The organism is Enterobacter sp. SA187 (assembly GCF_001888805.2).
In the GTDB taxonomy this organism is placed as follows: Bacteria; Pseudomonadota; Gammaproteobacteria; order Enterobacterales; family Enterobacteriaceae; genus Enterobacter_D.
The window spans coordinates 192,372-211,177 of the sequence record NZ_CP019113.1; the positions used below are offsets into that span (position 1 = coordinate 192,372).

At 59.1% G+C, this 18,806-nt stretch carries 10 protein-coding genes and 3 tRNA genes; 6 read left to right on the top strand and 7 right to left on the bottom strand.

The window, feature by feature from the left end; translation table 11 throughout:
• Positions 1-69: 69 nt before the first annotated feature.
• Both csdA and csdE read left to right on the top strand, forming a co-directional pair.
• Positions 70-1,275, top strand: coding sequence for a cysteine desulfurase CsdA (gene csdA, locus BMF08_RS00955; protein WP_072569935.1), 1,206 nt, complete (start codon positions 70-72; stop codon positions 1,273-1,275).
• The gene (gene csdE, locus BMF08_RS00960) at positions 1,275-1,718 is read left to right on the top strand and encodes a cysteine desulfurase sulfur acceptor subunit CsdE (RefSeq protein ID WP_072569934.1); all 444 of its coding nucleotides are present in this window, start codon (positions 1,275-1,277) and stop codon (positions 1,716-1,718) included. Before csdA ends, csdE begins: the two co-directional genes overlap by 1 nt.
• Here the strand turns inward: csdE and tcdA are convergent.
• Positions 1,709-2,515, bottom strand: a complete 807-nt coding sequence (tcdA, locus tag BMF08_RS00965; protein ID WP_072569933.1) for a tRNA cyclic N6-threonylcarbamoyladenosine(37) synthase TcdA — start codon at positions 2,513-2,515, stop codon at positions 1,709-1,711. The two genes, csdE and tcdA, sit on opposite strands and share 10 nt — an antisense overlap.
• 66 nt (positions 2,516-2,581) lie before the next feature.
• Positions 2,582-3,685 (bottom strand): murein transglycosylase A, encoded by a 1,104-nt coding sequence (mltA, locus tag BMF08_RS00970; protein ID WP_072569932.1) that lies wholly within the window; start codon positions 3,683-3,685, stop codon positions 2,582-2,584.
• 210 nt (positions 3,686-3,895) lie between these two features.
• Between mltA and BMF08_RS00975 the strand changes: the two genes are divergently transcribed.
• The 3 genes from BMF08_RS00975 to BMF08_RS00985 all read left to right on the top strand — a co-directional run bounded on the left by BMF08_RS00975 (position 3,896) and on the right by BMF08_RS00985 (position 4,224).
• A tRNA-Met gene (locus tag BMF08_RS00975) sits at positions 3,896-3,972 on the top strand.
• Between the two features lie 52 nt (positions 3,973-4,024).
• Positions 4,025-4,101 (top strand) — tRNA-Met (locus BMF08_RS00980).
• Between the two features lie 46 nt (positions 4,102-4,147).
• A tRNA-Met gene (locus BMF08_RS00985) sits at positions 4,148-4,224 on the top strand.
• A gap of 60 nt (positions 4,225-4,284) precedes the next feature.
• Here the strand turns inward: BMF08_RS00985 and amiC are convergent.
• A complete protein-coding gene (amiC, locus tag BMF08_RS00990; RefSeq protein WP_072569931.1) occupies positions 4,285-5,538 on the bottom strand; it encodes an N-acetylmuramoyl-L-alanine amidase AmiC in 1,254 nt (417 codons plus the stop codon).
• A 228-nt stretch (positions 5,539-5,766) separates the two neighbouring features.
• Here amiC and argA point away from each other — a divergent pair, with 228 nt between their 5' ends.
• Positions 5,767-7,098, top strand: a complete 1,332-nt coding sequence (argA, locus tag BMF08_RS00995) for an amino-acid N-acetyltransferase (protein WP_072569930.1) — start codon at positions 5,767-5,769, stop codon at positions 7,096-7,098.
• 30 nt (positions 7,099-7,128) lie between these two features.
• Here argA and recD read toward each other — a convergent pair whose 3' ends face one another.
• The 4 genes from recD to recC are packed head-to-tail and all read right to left on the bottom strand — an operon-like array spanning position 7,129 to position 18,804.
• Positions 7,129-8,955 carry an exodeoxyribonuclease V subunit alpha gene (recD, locus tag BMF08_RS01000; protein WP_072569929.1) on the bottom strand — a complete coding sequence of 609 codons (1,827 nt, stop codon included), beginning with the start codon at positions 8,953-8,955 and terminating at the stop codon, positions 7,129-7,131.
• Positions 8,952-12,497: an exodeoxyribonuclease V subunit beta gene (recB, locus tag BMF08_RS01005; RefSeq protein ID WP_072569928.1), complete on the bottom strand. Its 3,546-nt coding sequence runs from the start codon at positions 12,495-12,497 to the stop codon at positions 8,952-8,954. The genes recD and recB overlap by 4 nt, the downstream gene beginning before the upstream one ends.
• Positions 12,494-15,379, bottom strand: a complete 2,886-nt coding sequence (gene ptrA / locus BMF08_RS01010; protein ID WP_072569927.1) for a pitrilysin — start codon at positions 15,377-15,379, stop codon at positions 12,494-12,496. Before ptrA ends, recB begins: the two co-directional genes overlap by 4 nt.
• Before the next feature lie 56 nt (positions 15,380-15,435).
• A complete protein-coding gene (gene recC, locus BMF08_RS01015) occupies positions 15,436-18,804 on the bottom strand; it encodes an exodeoxyribonuclease V subunit gamma (RefSeq protein WP_072569926.1) in 3,369 nt (1,122 codons plus the stop codon).
• Positions 18,805-18,806: the final 2 nt, after the last annotated feature.

The following is an 18,806-nucleotide window of genomic DNA, read 5'->3' on the forward strand; positions in this document are numbered from 1 at the left end:
GATGGAGCACAGGCGCTTGTATCAGTTTGCAAATTGCGCGACGATCATCGTCTGACTATGAGGAACGCCATGAACGCATTCAATCCTGCCCATTTTCGTGCCCAATTTCCTGCTCTTGCCGATGCGGGCGTCTATCTGGACAGCGCCGCCACTGCGCTAAAACCACAGGCCGTCATTGACGCCACGCAGCAGTTTTACAGCCTGAGCGCAGGAAACGTGCATCGCAGCCAGCATGCGCAGGCGCAAAAACTGACGGCGCGCTATGAAGCCGCGCGCGACCAGGTTGCCGCCCTGCTTAACGCGCCTGCCGGTAACAACATCGTCTGGACGCGGGGCACCACCGAGGCGATCAATATGGTCGCCCAGTGTTATGCGCGTCCGCGTTTACAGCCAGGCGATGAGATTATCGTCAGCGAGGCAGAGCATCATGCCAATCTGGTGCCCTGGCTGATGGTGGCGGAGCAAACCGGCGCGAGCGTGGTGAAGCTGCCTGTTGCGGCCGACGGTGTGCCGGACATTGAACAACTTCCCGCGCTGATCACCCCCCGCAGCCGCATTATGGCCATCGGGCAAATGTCCAACGTCACCGGCGGCTGCCCGGATCTGGCGCGCGCCATAACTCTCGCCCACGCTGCCGGCATGGTGGTGATGGTGGATGGCGCACAGGGCGCGGTGCACTTCCCGGCGGACGTGCAAAAGCTGGACATTGATTTTTATGCTTTTTCCGGCCACAAACTCTATGGCCCGACCGGCATCGGCGCGTTGTACGGCAAAAGCGAATTGCTGGAGGTGATGTCCCCCTGGCTGGGCGGCGGTAAGATGATCACCGAGGTCACCTTTGACGGCTTTAAAACCCAGCCGGTGCCCTGGCGCCTGGAGGCGGGCACGCCGAACGTGGCCGGGGTGATTGGGCTGAGCGCGGCGCTGGAATGGCTGGAAGAAATGGATATGGGGCAGGCCGAAAGCTACAGCCGCGGGCTGGCGACGCTGGCGGAAGACGCGCTGGCAAAACGCCCCGGCTTCCGCTCGTTCCGTTGCCAGGACTCCAGCCTGCTGGCCTTTGATTTTGCCGGGGTGCACCACAGCGATATGGTGACGCTGCTGGCAGAGTACGGCATCGCGCTGCGCGCAGGCCAGCACTGCGCCCAGCCGCTGCTGGCGGCGCTTGGCGTCAGCGGTACACTGCGCGCCTCTTTTGCGCCCTATAATACGAAAAACGATGTCGATGCGCTGGTTAACGCCATCGACCGCGCCCTTGAACTTCTGGTGGATTAATGACTAACCCTGCTTTCGCCGGACACCCGTTCGGCAGCGCCGTAACCGAAGACACACTGCGTCAGATCTTTAACCCGCTGACGCAGTGGGAAGATAAATACCGACAGCTGATCCTGCTCGGTAAACAGTTGCCTGCTCTGTCAGACGATCTTAAAGCCCAGGCGCGGGAAATTCCCGGCTGTGAAAATCGCGTCTGGCTGGGACATACCCTTTCAGGCGAGGGAAAACTGCATTTCTTCGGCGACAGCGAAGGCCGCATTGTGCGGGGACTGCTGGCGGTACTGCTGACGGCGGTGGAGGGAAAAACCGCGCCGACCCTGCTGGCGCAGGATCCGCTGGCGCTGTTTGATGAGCTGGGATTACGCGGACAGCTCAGCGCATCGCGCAGTCAGGGGCTGGCGGCGCTGGCCGCCGCCGTACAGGATGCCGCGCGTCAGGCCTGACGCGCCGCTTTCGCCATCATTTTTTTCAGCGCATGGGACACCGCCACAAAACCAAAAGTGGCGGTGACCATGGTCGCCGCGCCAAAGCCTGAGGCGCAGTCCATCCGTTTTGGCCCTTCTGCGGTGCTTTTCATCGCGCATACCGAGCCGTCCGCCTGCGGATACACCAGCGCTTCGGTGGAGAACACACAGTCCACGCCGAGCTTACCCTTGCTGTTTTTCACCACGCCGAAATCGCTTTTCAGCCTTTCGCGCAGCTTCGCCGCCAGCGGATCCTGAATGGTTTTCGCCAGATCGCTGACCTGGATCTGCGTCGGATCGATCTGCCCGCCCGCGCCGCCGGTGGTCACCAGCGGGATCTTATTACGACGGCAGTAAGCGATCAGCGCCGCTTTAGGCCGTACGCTGTCGATGGCGTCGATCACATAGCTGAATCCGGCGCTCATGTACTGCGCCACGTTGTTGGCGGTAACGAAATCGTCCACTACCGTCACCCGGCATTCCGGGTTGATCTGACGAATGCGCTCAGCCATCACTTCGGATTTCGCAAGGCCCACGCTGTCGCGCAGGGCGTGGATCTGCCGGTTGGTGTTGGTGACGCAGACATCATCCATATCAATCAGCGTGATAGCGCCGATGCCGGTGCGCGCCAGCGCTTCCGCCGCCCAGGATCCGACGCCGCCGATCCCCACCACGCAGATATGCGCATCCGCAAAAAGCTGCAACGCGTTTTCGCCATACAGACGCGCTGTGCCACCAAAACGCTGACGCCAGGCGTCGCTGATTACCGCAGACATAAAACCTCAGAAATGGAGTTGATGATCACCTTCCCCTTGCAGGAGAGGGGCAAAATAGTAGCACGATCACCCGCTAAACACGTTACCCGATCCTGCGCCCGGCGCGGTCTTCAGTACCCACACGCGGCCATAATGGTTATACCATCCCGCGCGATGACCGGCGTCTGCGCCAATCCCCTGATAAATATCGAAGTGCTGGCCTTTAATTGCGCCGCCCACGTCCAGCGCCACCATCAGACGCAGCTCGTACTGGCCGTTGAATTTGCCGTTGTTATCCAGCAAAGGCACTTCCGCCAGCAGCGTTGTCCCGGCCGGAATAATGCTGCGATCAGAGGCCACGGATGCGCGGCCAATCAGCGGCACGCCGCTCGCCCCTTTCACCGGCGCGTAAGATTGCGGTTTGAAGAAGACGAAGGACGGATTTTGCTCCAGCAGTTCGCGCACCTGCGCCTCGCTGTGCGTTTCGCCCCAGTGACGGATCGCCTGCATCGACATATCTTCCCGCTTCACTTCGCCGCGATCGATCAGCACTTTACCGATGCTGCGGTAGGCATGGCCGTTTTTGCCGCTGTAGCTGAAGAAGTTGAGCGGGCTGCCGTCGCCGAAATCAATATAGCCACTGCCCTGCACGTCCATAATAAAGTTGTCCATCAGCGAGTTGCTGTAGGCGAGGATATAGTTGTCGCTCAGTGCCCCGGCGTAGATCTCCGCCCGGGACGGCAGCCGTCCGCGTTTTGGCGGCATACGATAAATCGGGTACTGGAATTCGCCCTGACGGGTATGACGCGCCTGCACTACCGGCGTGTAGTAACCGGTGAACTGCACGTTGCCGTAGTTATCCGCGCCTTCCATCTGCCAGGCGTCCAGACCGTACTGGCGCAGGGTGCGCGTATCGCCACCCGCGCGCAGCCAGTCCTGCACGGCATTATAGATGGCGCTCTGGTTGCCATATAAACGCGGTGACGCGGTGCGCACCTGACTGACCTGTTCGGCATAATCGCCGCCGTTAATGGGCGCGCCTACGGCGTCTGGCTGATTAACCAGAGAGAAAGGCTGGGTGAATTTCCCGTCTTTATATTGTTGACCGCGATCGGTCGGTTTGGAGGAACAGGCTGCGAGGATCACCACCATCGCGCCAGTGAGTAGGTACTTCGCCCAACGTCCTTTCATTATGTCTCGTCTTCTTACTTAAGCCGAATGCGTGCTCTGAAGATAACAAACCCGTGTCGCTAATGAAATGTGCGAACGGCATCACAGCCCCGAGGAGTATAAAAAATAGCCTGGCTGCACTATTTTTATTCAGATGCTCAATGAAATTCGCCTTTTTTTGGAAAAAGGGTTGCGTCAAAGAGCGAGCGGAGTATAGTGCGCTTCCACGGACGCGGGGTGGAGCAGCCTGGTAGCTCGTCGGGCTCATAACCCGAAGGTCGTCGGTTCAAATCCGGCCCCCGCAACCAATTAAGTGCATTACAGTAAGACGTTTACTCGAATGAAAGAGTAAAAGACGGACGCGGGGTGGAGCAGCCTGGTAGCTCGTCGGGCTCATAACCCGAAGGTCGTCGGTTCAAATCCGGCCCCCGCAACCAATTATGCACAAAGAGAAAGTTTACTCGATGGAAGAGTAAAGACGGACGCGGGGTGGAGCAGCCTGGTAGCTCGTCGGGCTCATAACCCGAAGGTCGTCGGTTCAAATCCGGCCCCCGCAACCAACACATTAAACACCCTGACGGGTGTTTTTTTGTTTCTGCGTTCCGTAAAAAAACGACGCGTTATCCGCGCCGTGCCAGTGCCCCGCCCTCTGCAAAGTACGCTTTGATCCCTGCCAGAATCGACTCCGCCACTTCCTGCTGGAACTTCGCGGTCTTCAGCTTGCGCTCTTCTTCGATATTACTGATAAACGCCGTTTCGACGAGGATCGACGGAATATCCGGCGCTTTCAGTACAGCGAAGCCTGCCTGATCCACGCGGTTTTTGTGCAGTTTGTTGATACCGCCAAGACGCTTTAACACCTCTTTGCCAAACTTCAGGCTGTCGTTAATCGTCAGCGACTGCACCATGTCGAACAGCGTGTGATCGAGATAGCGGTCGCCGCTTTTACTGACGCCCCCCACCAGGTCAGCGGCGTTCTGCGTCTGGGCGAGAAATTTTGCCGCGGTACTGGTTGCGCCCTTGGTGGACAACGCAAATACAGATGAACCCCGCGCTGCCCGGCTGGTAAAGGCATCCGCATGGATAGAGACAAACAGATCTGCGCGCTGCTTCTGGGCTTTCGCCACCCGCACCTTCAACGGAATAAACACATCCTCGTTACGGGTCATATAGGCTTTCATATTGGCTTCACGATCGATGAGCGCTCGCAGCCGACGGGCGATTTGCAGCACCACGTCTTTTTCCCGGGTTTTATATTTGCCAATCGCGCCGGGATCTTCCCCACCGTGTCCCGGATCGAGCATGATCACAATCGGCCGATCGCGCCCCGCTTTCCCCGGCTTCGGTCCGCTCTGCGCAGGCGGCACCTGCCGATCTAACTCACCTTTATTGTAATCTTCCAGCAACGCCAGCAGCGGATCCTGTTCGTTCTGTCCGTTTACCGGATAGAGATCCATCACCAGACGCTCTTTAAACTCCGCGACCGGTGCCAGCGAGAACAGATGCGGCGTTACATTCTGTTTCAGTTCAAACACCATACGCACGGTTTTCGGGTCGAACTGCCCGACGCGCGCGGATTTGATAAAGGGATCGTCATCGCGGATCTGCATGCCCACGCCTTTGAGGACCGAGTTCAGGTTGACGCCTTCAATATCCACAACCAGACGTTCAGGATTACTCAGGGCGAACTGGCGATATTTTAATAACCGGTTCGATTCCACGGTCACGCGCGTGTAGGTGGATGCAGGCCAGACGCGCACGGCGATAACCTGGCTTACCGCAGCCAGTCCCACCTGGCTTACGCTGAGCAACCACATCGCGCCTGCCCCTTGCAGTAAACGGCGGCGGCTGATAATTGAATTGGATCCTGACATGCCTCTCCCGAGCAAAGTAAATCTAATAAGCTATCTATACGTCCAAATTGACCGAAAACTTTAACGAATGACGCATAAACTGTCATCAACAAAAGGGTAAACATAGCATTCGTAACTTAATTCTCGTGGCAATGAAAATGGAGCCGCGGCAAATTTAGGCTTGCGCCCGCCGCCATAAAAGAATAAAAATACACAAAATCCGAATAATCATGCAGTGAGGGTTGTGCCGTGGTGAAGGAGCGTAGAACCGAACTGGTCGAGGGATTCCGCCATTCAGTTCCCTATATTAATGCCCATCGGGGGAAAACCTTTGTCATCATGCTGGGCGGCGAAGCCATTGAGCATGAGAACTTTTCCAGTATCGTCAATGACATTGGCTTGCTGCACAGCCTCGGCATTCGCCTGGTGGTGGTGTATGGCGCACGCCCGCAAATTGACGCGAACCTTGCCGCGCATCATCACGAGCCGGTTTATCACAAACATACCCGCGTGACCGACGCCAAAACGCTGGAGCTGGTTAAACAGGCGGCAGGTCAGTTGCAGCTGGATATTACCGCCCGGCTGTCGATGAGCCTCAACAACACGCCGCTTCAGGGCGCGCATATCAACGTGGTGAGCGGCAACTTTATTATCTCTCAGCCGCTGGGCGTGGATGATGGCGTGGACTACTGCCACAGCGGCCGTATCCGTCGTATCGACGAGGAAGCCATTCACCGCCAGCTGGACAGCGGCGCCATTGTGCTGATGGGGCCGGTGGCGGTATCGGTAACGGGTGAAAGCTTCAACCTGACGTCAGAAGAGATCGCCACCCAGCTGGCGATTAAGCTGAAGGCGGAGAAAATGATCGGCTTCTGCTCCTCGCAGGGGGTGATCAACGACGATGGCAATATCGTCTCAGAGCTGTTCCCCAACGATGCCCAGGCGCGTGTTGAGGAGCTGGAGGCGCGTCAGGATTACCAGTCGGGCACGGTGCGCTTTCTGCGCGGGGCGGTCAAAGCCTGCCGCAGCGGTGTGCGTCGCAGTCACCTGATCAGCTATCAGGAAGATGGCGCGCTGTTGCAGGAGCTGTTCTCCCGCGACGGTATCGGCACGCAAATCGTAATGGAGAGCGCCGAGCAGATCCGTCGTGCGACCATCAACGACATCGGCGGTATTCTGGAGCTGATCCGCCCGCTGGAGCAGCAGGGTATTCTGGTTCGCCGCTCGCGTGAGCAACTGGAGATGGAGATCGACAAATTCACTATTATCCAGCGCGATAACCTGACCATCGCCTGCGCGGCGCTCTATCCGTTCCCGGAAGAAAAAATCGGTGAAATGGCCTGCGTGGCGGTGCACCCGGACTACCGCAGCTCGTCCCGCGGTGAGGTATTGCTGGAGCGTGTGGCTTTACAGGCGCGGCAGATGGGACTCAGCAAACTCTTCGTGTTAACCACGCGCAGCATTCACTGGTTCCAGGAGCGCGGCTTTACGCCGGTGGATATTGATTCCCTGCCGGAGAGCAAAAAAGAGATGTACAACTATCAGCGCCGTTCAAAAGTGCTGATGGCGGATCTCGGCTGATTTACGCCCCCGCAGCGGGCGGGGGTGCTTTCACAGTGAAAAGATGTCGCTTAATCCGCTGCGCCGCTCGGTGCGGGTGGCAATCGCCTGCGCCAGAATACGGTCATCGGCATACAGCGACAGCCTGCGCCGCGCACGGGTGATGGCGGTATACACCAGCTCGCGGGTCACCACCGGCACAATCTGCCCCGGCAAAATCAGCGCCGCATGGTCAAACTCCGACCCCTGGGATTTATGTACCGTCATCGCCCAGGCGGTATCGTGATCCGGTAAACGGCTCGGCTGCACAGACTTGATGGTGCCGTCCGGCAGCGGGAACCAGACGCGCGTCCCCTGCCCGCGATCCAGCGCCACGCCGATATCCCCGTTGTACAGCCCCAGCGCGCTGTCGTTGCGGGCAATCATCACCGGACGCCCTTCGTACCAGCGGGAGTGGGCATGACGCACCAGCCAGCGTTTCTGCGCCAGTCGTTGCTCAAGGCGCTCGTTTAAACCGCCGACGCCAAAGGGCCCGTCGCGCAGCGCGCACAGCAACTGAAACTCGCTGAACGCCGCCAGCACGTCTTCTGGCGGCGCGCCGTCGCGTACCAGTTGTAAATAACGCGCATAACCTGCCAGCGCGTCATCGATCATGGTCTGATAATCATCGCCGGTCTGTAAGGTGCTTTTGCCGATGTCGGTAAAGCCCTGGCTGAAGACGGCGCGCATGGCGGGCTTATCGCCCCGGTTTACCGCGGCCGCCAGCTGGCCGATACCGGAATCGCTGCCGAAGCGGTAACTGGTTTGCAGCAGGCAGAGGCTGTCACGCAGCGCCTCTGCGCCCTGTTGTTCGCCGCAGGGCACCTGCATGCCTGTGAGACGCGACAGCTCTTCAGCACGCTGCGGACTGTAACCGGCGTTCACCCAGGCGCAGATATCTCCCAGCACCGCACCGGCTTCCACCGACGCCAGCTGATCGCGATCGCCAAGGAAAATCACCCGTCCGTGCGGCGGCAGCGCGTCGATAAGCCGCGACATCATCGGCAGGTCGATCATGGAGGCTTCATCCACCACCAGCACGTCCAGATGCAGCGGGTTGCCCGCATGGTAGCGCAGGCGCTGACTGCCCGGCTGCGCCCCCAGCAAGCGGTGCAGCGTACTGGCCTCATCCGGCAGACGTTTCTTTTGCTCATCGCTTAACGGCAGCTGGCGCAGCGCCGCGCCGAGCGATTCGGTCAGTCGCGCGGCGGCTTTGCCGGTAGGCGCCGCCAGCCGGATACGGCATTTGTCGCCGTTGGCGGTCTGCACCAGCGCCGCCAGCAGCTTAGCGACGGTGGTGGTTTTACCCGTGCCAGGCCCGCCGGAGATCACCGAGATCCGTCTTGTCAGCGCCACAGCGGCGGCGATTTTCTGCCAGTTGATGCCGTCGGTTGCCGGAAAGAGATCGTCCAGCGAGCGTTTAATTTCATCTTCATTCACCGGCAGCGGCTGGTTGGCCTCGCAGAAAAAGCGCGCCACCGTCAGCTCATTGCACCACATCCGGTTGAGATACAACCGCTCACCGGTCAGCACCATGGGCGTCGGCTCATCTCCTGCGCTCACCGCAGGCGAAGCAAGCAGCATTGCGCGCCAGTCATCCGGTACGCCCGCTTCTTCCAGCAAGGGCAACAGCTGCGGATACAGGCGATTGAACTCGGCGACGGACAGGCGCGACAGCGGCAGGCAGACGTGCCCCTCCCCCGCATCGCGGCTTAACAACGCCGCCACCAGCATCACGGCGGGTTCATCGTCACGGGCGACGGTCAGCGCAAACTGCACATCCAGCGGACGCAGCGCTTTTTGCGCCACGGCCTCTAATAATAAATTCTGCATATTCATTCTCTGTTCTCCTGCATCTCACCGGCGAACAGCGCGTCCATCTGGCTAATCAGTTGCACATCCGGGCGGGTGGCAAAAATCCCCTGGCCTGGCGCGTCGCGATCCACGCCGCGCAGGAACAGATAAATCACGCCGCCGAAGTGCTGCTCGTAATCATATCCGGCGATGCGGTGTCGTAAATAACGGTGCAGCGCCAGGGTGTAGAGCTGGTATTGCAGATCATAACGGTGCGCCTGCATGGCCTGCGCCATCGCCGCCTGGGTATAGGCTTCGCTACTTTCCCCGAGCCAGTTCGATTTGTAATCGAGCAGGTAATAGCGCCCGTTATGACGGAAAACAAGGTCGATAAAGCCTTTCAGCATGCCGCGTACATCGCGGAAATCGAGCGGCGGGCAGTCGGCGGACAGCGGATCGTAACGGCGGATCAGCGCATCAAGCGCCGGTGCGGTCAGGGTAGCGCTGATCGGCAAATAAAACTCCATCTCCACCTGCTTTTCGCGGGCTGGCAGCTGGCTTAACGAAATGCCTGGCCCGCTGAGCGGCACCTGTAGGATCGCGTTGATCCACTCGCTCAGTACCGGCTGCCAGTGCTCGTCAAACCCGCCCAGCTCAAGCTTTTCCGCCACCCATTCAGGCGCGACCGGCTGAGTGAAATCGAGATCTTCAAACAGGCTGTGCAGGAAGGTACCGGGCGACGCGCCGCGCGGAAACTGGTGCGGCGTCAGCGCCGGGGTTTCCTGCGCATCGCGTTCGCCTGCGGCATCGAGATCGAAGCGCGGCAGCAGATCCTGCGCCATGCTGTGTCCACGCTGTTGCAGGCCGGAATAGCTGGTGACGCGCCAGTCATCGCGCACCAGGCGCTCAATGTCGCGCGCGCGCAGCAACGGCGGCACCTCGCTGTTGAACTGCCAGCGGCGGTTATCCGGCACGCCGGGAATGTGCAGCGCGATGTTGTCACTCTCCAGGCTTTGCAGGCAGGCCCGCAGCCCGGCGGCGTCGCGCGGCTCGCCCTGCTGGATCAGGCGTCCGCATGCGCTGTGATGAAAATCGCTGTCGCCGGCTTTCTCACCGCGTCGGCGAAACAGCGGCGCAATTCCCAGGCTGCAATGCCACACTGAACGCGTCAGCGCCACGTACAGCAGACGTAAATCTTCCGCCAGACGTTCAGCTTCGGCGAGCGCCACGCTCTCCTCGGCATCACTCAGGTCAAGCACCGCCTCAAAGGACGTGCGATCGTGATAGAAAGCCTGGTCCTGCGCGCGGTAGTTGGCGATAAAGGGCAGCCAGACCAGCGGATATTCCAGACCTTTGGATTTGTGAATGGTGACGATTTTCACCAGATGTTTGTCGCTTTCCAGCCGCAGTTGCTGGCTGGAGGCGTTACTGTCCGGCTCGGCGATATGCTGCGCCAGCCAGCGCACCAGCGCATGTTCGCTCTCGGCATGCGCGCCTGCTTCCTGTAGCAGTTCGCTGATGTGCAGAATATCCGTCAGCCGACGTTCGCCGCCGGAGGTCGCCAGCAGATTTTCCGCAATATTGCGGTGCTTCATCAGCGCGCGCAGCATCGGCATCACGCCGCGCTTTTGCCACAGCTGACGATAACCATCAAATTCCTCTACCACCTCATCCCACGCCTGCTCATCAAGATTAAGCGCTTCGATGTGCTGGGCGTTCAGACCCAGCATGGAGGTGGCCAGGGCGCTGCGCAGCGTGCTTTCCCGCTCCGGGGCCAGCACCGCCTGTAACAGCCAGAGCAGCTCCTGCGCTTCAGGGGTTTCAAATACGCTGTCGCGGTTGGAGAGATAAACGGACGGGATGGCCAGCAGCGTCAGCGCATCACGGATCAGCGCCGCTTCGTGGCGGCTGCGCACCAGCACGGTGATATCCGAGGCTTTCACCGCGCGGCTGACTTTGCCATCGTGCAGCACGGCGCTGCCCTGCTGTCCGGCAATCAGCCAGTCGCGGATTTGCGCGGCGCAGTGCTGCGCCATAAAGGTCTGATAATCCCCGACGCTGACGCCGTCGCCGTCCATCAGCCACAGGCTCATGGCAGGCTGCATCTGACCGTTAAACTCAAAGCGTAACGCGCTGTTTTTCGGCGCGGATTTCACCGGCAGGAAGGGGATCTCGCGAAACATAAAAGCGTTATCCATGCGGCTGAACAGCGTATTAACGCTGGCCACCATGCCCGGCGCCGAGCGCCAGTTGGTATCCAGCGTGTAGTGGGCGCTGACTTCGCTACGCGCTTTCATGTAGGTAAAAATGTCCGCGCCGCGGAACGCGTAGATCGCCTGTTTCGGATCGCCAATTAACAGCAGCGCGGTATCGGGCTGTTGTCGCCAGATACGGCGGAAAATACGATACTGCTGCGGATCGGTATCCTGGAATTCGTCGATCATCGCCACCGGAAAACGCTGGCGGATCGCCGCGGCCAGCGCGTCGCCGTTTTCACTTTGCAGGGCGCTGTCGAGACGGCTGAGCATGTCGTCAAAACCCAGCGCGCCGCGACGGCGTTTTTCCCGCGCCACGGCTTCGCGGATTTCTTTCATCGCCTTGACCAGCACCAGATCGCTTAACGTCAGCGGACGGGCCAGAAAGGTTTCAATTGCGACAAACAGCGGATGCTCCGGCACCACGCCATCCGTTTTGGTGCGTGACGCCAGGAAGGATTGCGAGAACTTTTCCAGCGCGTCGGGCAGCAGGTAGCTGCGCGTTTCTTCCTGCGCCCAGGCGGTGATCTTCTCGATCCACTTACCCTGGTTGCCACGGTTGAACTTACGCCGGTCGATGCCGGATGGCTCGATCACTGCGTCAATTTCATTGCAGGCCGTCAGCCACTGGGCTTTCATGTCGTTAATTTGCGTGATGATCTGCTGATGCCGCTCCGCCAGGGTTTCGTTTTCCGGCGGCGGCGATTTGATCACCGGCGCTTCACCCTGCAAATAGCGGTTGATGGATTTCAGCAGATCCAGCGGTCCCTGCCAGGAGGCGTGGATCACCTGGGCGATATCACGCGGCAGCGGATAACAGTGGCGACGCCAGAAGTCTGCGCACGCCTGCGCGCGCAGCAGGGATTCGTCTTCAATCAGCTGTTGCTCAAACAGCATGCCGGACTCAAAGGCGTTAAGGCTCAGCATACGCTGGCAGAAGCCGTGAATGGTAAACACGGCCGCCTCGTCCATTTGCCGTTCGGCAAGCAGCAGCCAGCTGGCGGCCTGTTGCCGGTCGGGGATTTCGTCCAGCAGGCTGGCATACAGCGGATTATCAGAAGAACCGCGCAGGCAGGCGATGCGCAGTTCATGGATATTGCTGCGGATACGTCCGCGCAGCTCTTCCGTCGCCGCCTCGGTGAAGGTCACCACCAGCAACTCTTCCACGCTCAGCAGGCGCGGGAATGCCGCCGGACCGCCAAGGCCCAACAGTAGCCGCAAATAGAGCGCGGCAATGGTGAAGGTTTTTCCCGTCCCCGCCGACGCTTCAATCAGGCGCTCGCCTGTCAGCGGCAAGCGCAGTGGATCAAGGGTCTGGGCGGGTTCGGTCATTCTTTCTCACTTAACAGGGGCATAGTTTGCTGCAACTTGCTGACGTTATCCCATACTTTCCAGCCGTCAGGACGCACATACTCAGCCTTGCCGTTCTGGCTGCCGGAAACCTGGGAGAGGATCGCCATACCGTGCGGTTCAACCACCGCCTGGTGGAAGAAATCCGCCAGCTTTTGCGGCGTCAGCAGTTTAATCTGGGCCACTACTTTATCACGTGAATCGAAGCGCATATTACCGCGATCGAAATCTTTGCTGATTTGCGAGGCTTCTTCACCTAACGTCTGAGGGGCCTGCTCCATTTGCGCGATCACCCCCTGCTGGATCTGGGCAAATTCTTCCGGCTTCATCGCCCGCAGTCGGGCTTCCGCCGTCGGGAAGAAGGCTTTATAACGCGCCCACAGATACGCTGGCTGGCGATCGCTGCTTTGTAACAGGAAGCCCATGCCCCACTGCCGTCCGACGCTGAACGGGAAAGCAAAAACCGCATAGCCGAGCTGCTCCTCGGTGCGCAGCTGATTATAAAACCACGGCTGAATGATTTGGCCGAGCATGGCGCTGTAGGCGGAGCTACTGAACTCATCGTAACCCGGCGGCACGAACACCGCAGCCAGCGCGGAATCAGTGCTGCTGCCCGCTTTTTCAAAGATGACCGACTGCTTTTTATCTACCAGCACATCCCGGTTACGACACCATTCATTACCCTGCGTCCCCAGTTGCGTCTGTACGTTGTGCGCTAAGGCTTTCGCCTCGCTTTCCGCCATGTTGCCGACCACCAGAAATTCCGGACGGGCGTTGGTTTTCAGCGCGTTACGGTAGGCCACCACGTCCTGCAGACTAATAGAGGGCAGCAGTTCGCGGCGCACTTCCCGCTGGAAATAGGGCACCTGAGAGAGCATTTGCGGAGGCAAAATAGCCTGATCGTAGGCTTTGCCTTTGTCGGCTGAATCCATCATCTGCGCATACCAGGATTTGGCCTGCGCCAGCTGTTCTTCGGTTGGCTCATAGCTGAAGTAGCCTTTCAGCAACGCCTCAAACAGCTGCGGCAGCCGCTGGGTATAACCATTGGCGTTAAGCATTAAGCCGTTATTGGCGTTAGTCGAAAAGCTGATGCCGCCCACTGCCGCCTGATTGCTGAGCTGATCCAGCGCGATACCTGCCAGATAATCGTTCAGGGCAAACAGCACCTGGTTTCTGGCGCTGTCCATCGCCTGTGGATTACGCAGCACCACGCTGACATCAGCTTTGGGTTCCTGCGGGAAATAGCGGCTCGGCATGTACACCACCCGTAGCGCTGGCTCATCCACGATAAGCTCCGGATGTTCAAAGGTTTTACCCGGTTTCAGCAGGGTGAAATCGTCCGGGATATAGGGGTTCAGCTCCGGCAATTTAAGCGGGATGGCGGCGGATTTTTGCTGCCAGTCGCTAAAGGTCTGCGCGCTGATTTTATCCACCTGATAAGGCGCATTCACAAAATAGGCGGTTTTGTTATGCGGCTCATCCGGGCTGATATACCAGACGCGGGCATTCTGCGGCGTCATCATGTCAAGGCGGTCTTTCAGCGCCCGGGGATCGTACTGGTCGGCAATATTCACCGCATCCAGGGTATGTTCCACCGGCACGCGGATCATGGTATCCGCCAGCCATTCGACATAGCTCATATCACGGGTGATGGACGGATAGCGGAAATCGAGATCCAGCACGTGCGCCAGTTCATCAAAATAACGTTTATCCACGCCCTGTTCGCGCAGCAATTTCAGATAGCTAAAAATTGCCGCCACCACTTCATCGCGATGGGCAAGGCCTTTGTCGGTCAGCGTGGCGGAAATCGCCAGCACGCCGCTGTTGCCATTGACCACCGGATCGGAGTCGGCGCGGATCCCTTCCACCAGCCCCTGCTGTTGAAGCCAGTCAGAGAGGGTTCCCGGGCTGCGGTTGCCGATGAGATAGGTCACCAGCTCATCGGTTTTACTGCGAAACTGCGGCGTGTTGTTGTCGATACGGAATTCCACGCGCAGCACTTTACGCGGGATGGCGGGCACATAGTGAATAATCAGGCCCTTTTGCGCATCCGTCACCACCGGCACCGTCACTTCCGGCGGGGTGATATTTTTGTTCGGTACGCGTCCATAGGTTTGCGCGGCGATTTTCGCCAGCTCAGGCAGCGGACGGTTGCTGTACACCACGGCCTTCATCAGGTTAGCGGAGTAGTATTTATCGCGGAAAGCCAGCAGAGCGTCATGCACCGGGCTGCCGGGTTTATCGCTCAGCGTCTCAAGATTGCCGCCCGAAAAACGCGCGCCGGGGTGGGCCGGGTTGATGGTTTCGGCGCTGACCTGCGCCATGCGCATACCGTCGCGGGCGCGGGCCATGGTCAGCTCGGCATTCACCGCATTGCGTTCACGTTCGGCATACTTTTTGTCTAACAGCGGCGCGGCGATGGCGTCCGCCAGGCGATCGACGGCTCCTTCCAGCGCGTTATTTTCCACTTCCAGATAATAAGCGGTGCGGTAAGGCGCGGTACTGGCGTTATGGCTGCCGCCGTGCGACTTCAAAAACTCGGCGAGGCTGTCCGGCTGCGGGTATTTTTTCGACCCCATCAGCGTCATATGTTCAAGATAGTGCGCAAGGCCTGGATGAGTATCGGGATCCTGTAAGGATCCCACCGGCACCACCAGCGCGGAGAGGGATTTGACTGCCTGCGGATCCGAGACCAGCAGCACGACCATGCCATTATCAAGGCGGATCGCCTGATACTGACGGGTATCTTTATCGCTTTTACGAATGGTTTCCTGAACGGGTTGCCAGCCGGTGTCTGCCTGACTTAACGGTGCCCAGAGGGCGGCAAAAATGATTAATGCTTTAAACCAGGTGCTGCTCGGCATTCACAAACCTCATCATTAACAAACGCTGTACTGGCCCCGCCAGCGACTCATTTTTATCAGGACTGACTGAAACGATAGAGCGGCAATAAATAGCGCTCCGCCTGGGCGGTGATGGCATCAAAGTGTTCCGGTTCAAGGGTGCGCCACAGACGCTGATACCACACATCGTCCCCTTCGCCGCTCACCACCATGTTGCCTTCGTAAGCCTGAAGAAACTTCGCGCGCGCTTTCGCCAGCGTCGCGTCGTCCTTTAACATGGCATCATTTTGCGCGTCGTAACAGGCTTTTATCCATGCCCCGCCGCTTTCTGGTAGTAAAAGTAAGGGCTGCGACATCCCCTCGCGATACCCGGCGATAAGCTGTTCAAGGTAGTGATGCGCCTGATCTGCTTCAAGCGGCGGGAAACGCCATTCGCCGTCTTTGCGCACGAACAGACGGCTTTCCCCGGTGCCGCCGCTCGCACAGTAGACAAGGTGTTCCAGCCAAAGTTGCAGTCCCTGGGATACGCTGAGCAGGGAGGGTCGCCAGCGCAGCAGCCCGTCGGCCTGCACCTGCTGTAGCCAGCCGGTGAGCTGCACACCGCCGCAGTGAAGGTCGATCTCCATGCTTTCACAAGGCAGGCGGCATTCGTTAATGCGATCCGCCAGCGCCTGCATCTCCTGCTGCTGCGTTTCCCAGACAATTTCGCCGAATGCCCCGTAGGGGAGTTCTCCTGCGGCACGATAGCGGCGGAACAGCTTTTCGGCGTCTTCCTGTTCCACCAGCGTATTCAATAGCGTCTGATTAAGCTGATAGCGGTTCAGACCGTCCAGAATAAAGGGTTCGGCGTCGGGGATGTCGCTGGCTTCCGGGCGGAAGTTCACCTGTAAGCGCATCTGGAAAAATGCCCGCACCGGGTGCGTCCAGAAGCGCTGTAACTGCTCAAACGCCAGCGTCTCTATAGGCTGCGCGGGCAGCGGCTGAATAAAGGTTTCGTGGGCAACGCCCTGCTGGCTGGCGGCGGGCAGCCACTCATGGGCGAAGCTCTGTACTTCATCGCTGACAAAGTTTTCCGCATCGAATGGCATACGGGTGTGCAGGTGATTCAGATGCTGGATCACCCTTGCTGCGCTGTCATCGCAGGTGAGCGATTCATCCCCCGGCAGATAGTGGCTCTGAGCGATGTAATCCACCAGTTCCTGCACCAGTACGGACGGAAAGCGTTCGCTGTTATCCTGAATCGAGCGTCCGATGTAGCTGATATAGAGTTTTTGCTGGGCGGAAATCAGCGCCTCAAGGAAGAGGTAACGGTCATCGTCACGGCGGCTGCGGTCGCCGCGCATTGGCTTCTGGCTCATCAGGTCAAATCCCAGCGGCGCCAGCGTGCGCGGGTATACGCCGTCGTTCATGCCCAGCAGGCAGACCACTTTAAAGGGAATAGAGCGCATTGGCATCAGGGTACAAATATTTACCGGCCCGGCCAGAAAACGCTGGCTGATACGCTCCTGGTTCAGGCGCTGCGTCAGTTCGTCCCGCAGCAGCGTCAGCGGTACCGACTCGTTATATGCAGCTCCTACGCCGTGGGCGATCATCGCCTGCCACTGCTGTTCAATCAGCGCCAGCGCCGCTTCGGTGTCGGCATCGGGCAGGAAAAAGTCATTAAGCATATCCCGGCATACCGGCAGCCACTCGACCAGCGGACGTGCCTGGGACAGGCCTTTGCGCCACAGATTGAGCTTCATCAGTAGCGAAGCCAGATGCCCCACCAGTTCGGCGATAAGCCCGCTGGATTCATCATAAGGCAGCACCGAGCGCCACTCCCCGTGGCGACTCTCCATCGCATAGCCCAGCAGCATACGCATCAGGCCAAACTGCCAGGTATGCTGACCGGTAGGCGGCAGTTCCAGCTCGCGCACGTTATCGTCATCCATGCCCCAGCGTACGCCGGATTCGTTGACCCACTGACGCAGATAACGCAGCCCTTCTTCATCAATATCGAAACGCGCGGCAAGTACAGGCACGTCAAGCAGTGCCAGCACGTCTTCTGACTGGAAACGGCTGTCCGGCAGCGACAGCAGGCTGAGAAACGCCTGTAACGCCGGATGCGCCTGCCCTGCCCGGCGGTCGGAAATGGCATAGGGTACAAAACGCGCCCCGGTGGCGCTGCCGAAGACCGCCTGAATAAAGGGGCTGTAGCTGTCGATATCCGACACCATCACGATGATGTCACGCGGCGTCAGTTCCGGATCGTCCTGCATCATGGCCAGCAGACGGTCGTGCAACACTTCCACTTCCCGCTGCGGACTGTGGCAGACGTGCACCGTGACGCTGCGATCGGCGGGATCGAGCAGGCGTTTCGCATCGCTGCGCGCATACTCCTCGGCGGTGACGCCAGCGACCACGCTGTTCTTCAGCTCCAGAATGTCCGACTGCAAATTATTGAGCAGCGTGCCAGGGGTGACGTCCACAAAGGCGTCCAGTTCGTCATAGCGATCCAGTCCCGCCAGCAGATAGATATAGTCGCGTCCCAGCTTACCCCAGGAGGCCAGCAGCGGGTTACCCACGTCCTGCTCGCCTTCATCATTAAACAGGCTTTCCACCTCCAGCCCTTCCTGGAACAGCGGCGTTTCCTGCGCTTCGCGATGATGTTTGCGGCGGCGGGTGATGAGTTTCGCCAGAAACGCCGGATCTTTAATATCGCCCCAGTAGTAACGGCACGGGTTGGTGAACAGCAGGTGCACATCTACGTGCTTACCCAGCGCCTGTAAGGCCTGTAAATAGACCGGCGGCAGCGCGGAGATGCCGCAGATAAAGACGCGGGACGGCAGCCCCGGCGGACATTCACTGGCGTTCTCCAGCGTCTGGATAAACCGCTGATAGAGATTGGCACGGTGCCAGTGCGGCTGTCCGAGCGCCGCGGTATGCTCAACCAGCATGCGCCACAGCGGCGCCTGCCAGATCTGCGCTTCGCCTAAGCCATCCACCCATTCGCCGGCTTCCCAGCGGGTCAGCCATTCCGGGCGGTACACCAGATACTGATCGTAGAGATCCGCAATGCGCGAGGCGAGCTGGAAGAGTTTGCGCTTGTCGTCATCGTCGTGCAGATAATTCCCGAGCATGGCGAAGGCCTCCTGCTCCAGCATGTCGGGCAGCAGGGCCATTAGCTTCCAGCTCATACTCTGCTTATTAAACGCGCTCTCTTTAGGGATGTCCGGCAGCACACGCACAAACATATCCCAGATAAAACTCGCGGGCAGCGGGAAGTCGATATTGGCGGCAATACCGAATTTTTGCGACAGCGTCATCTGGAGCCATTGCGCCATGCCGGTGCTTTGCACCAGCACCATTTCAGCTTCAAAGGGATCGTCGAGGCGTTCGCGCTCAACAATAAACTCCATCAGTGCTTCAAGCACATCCAGACGATTGGAGTGATAAACCCTTAACATAC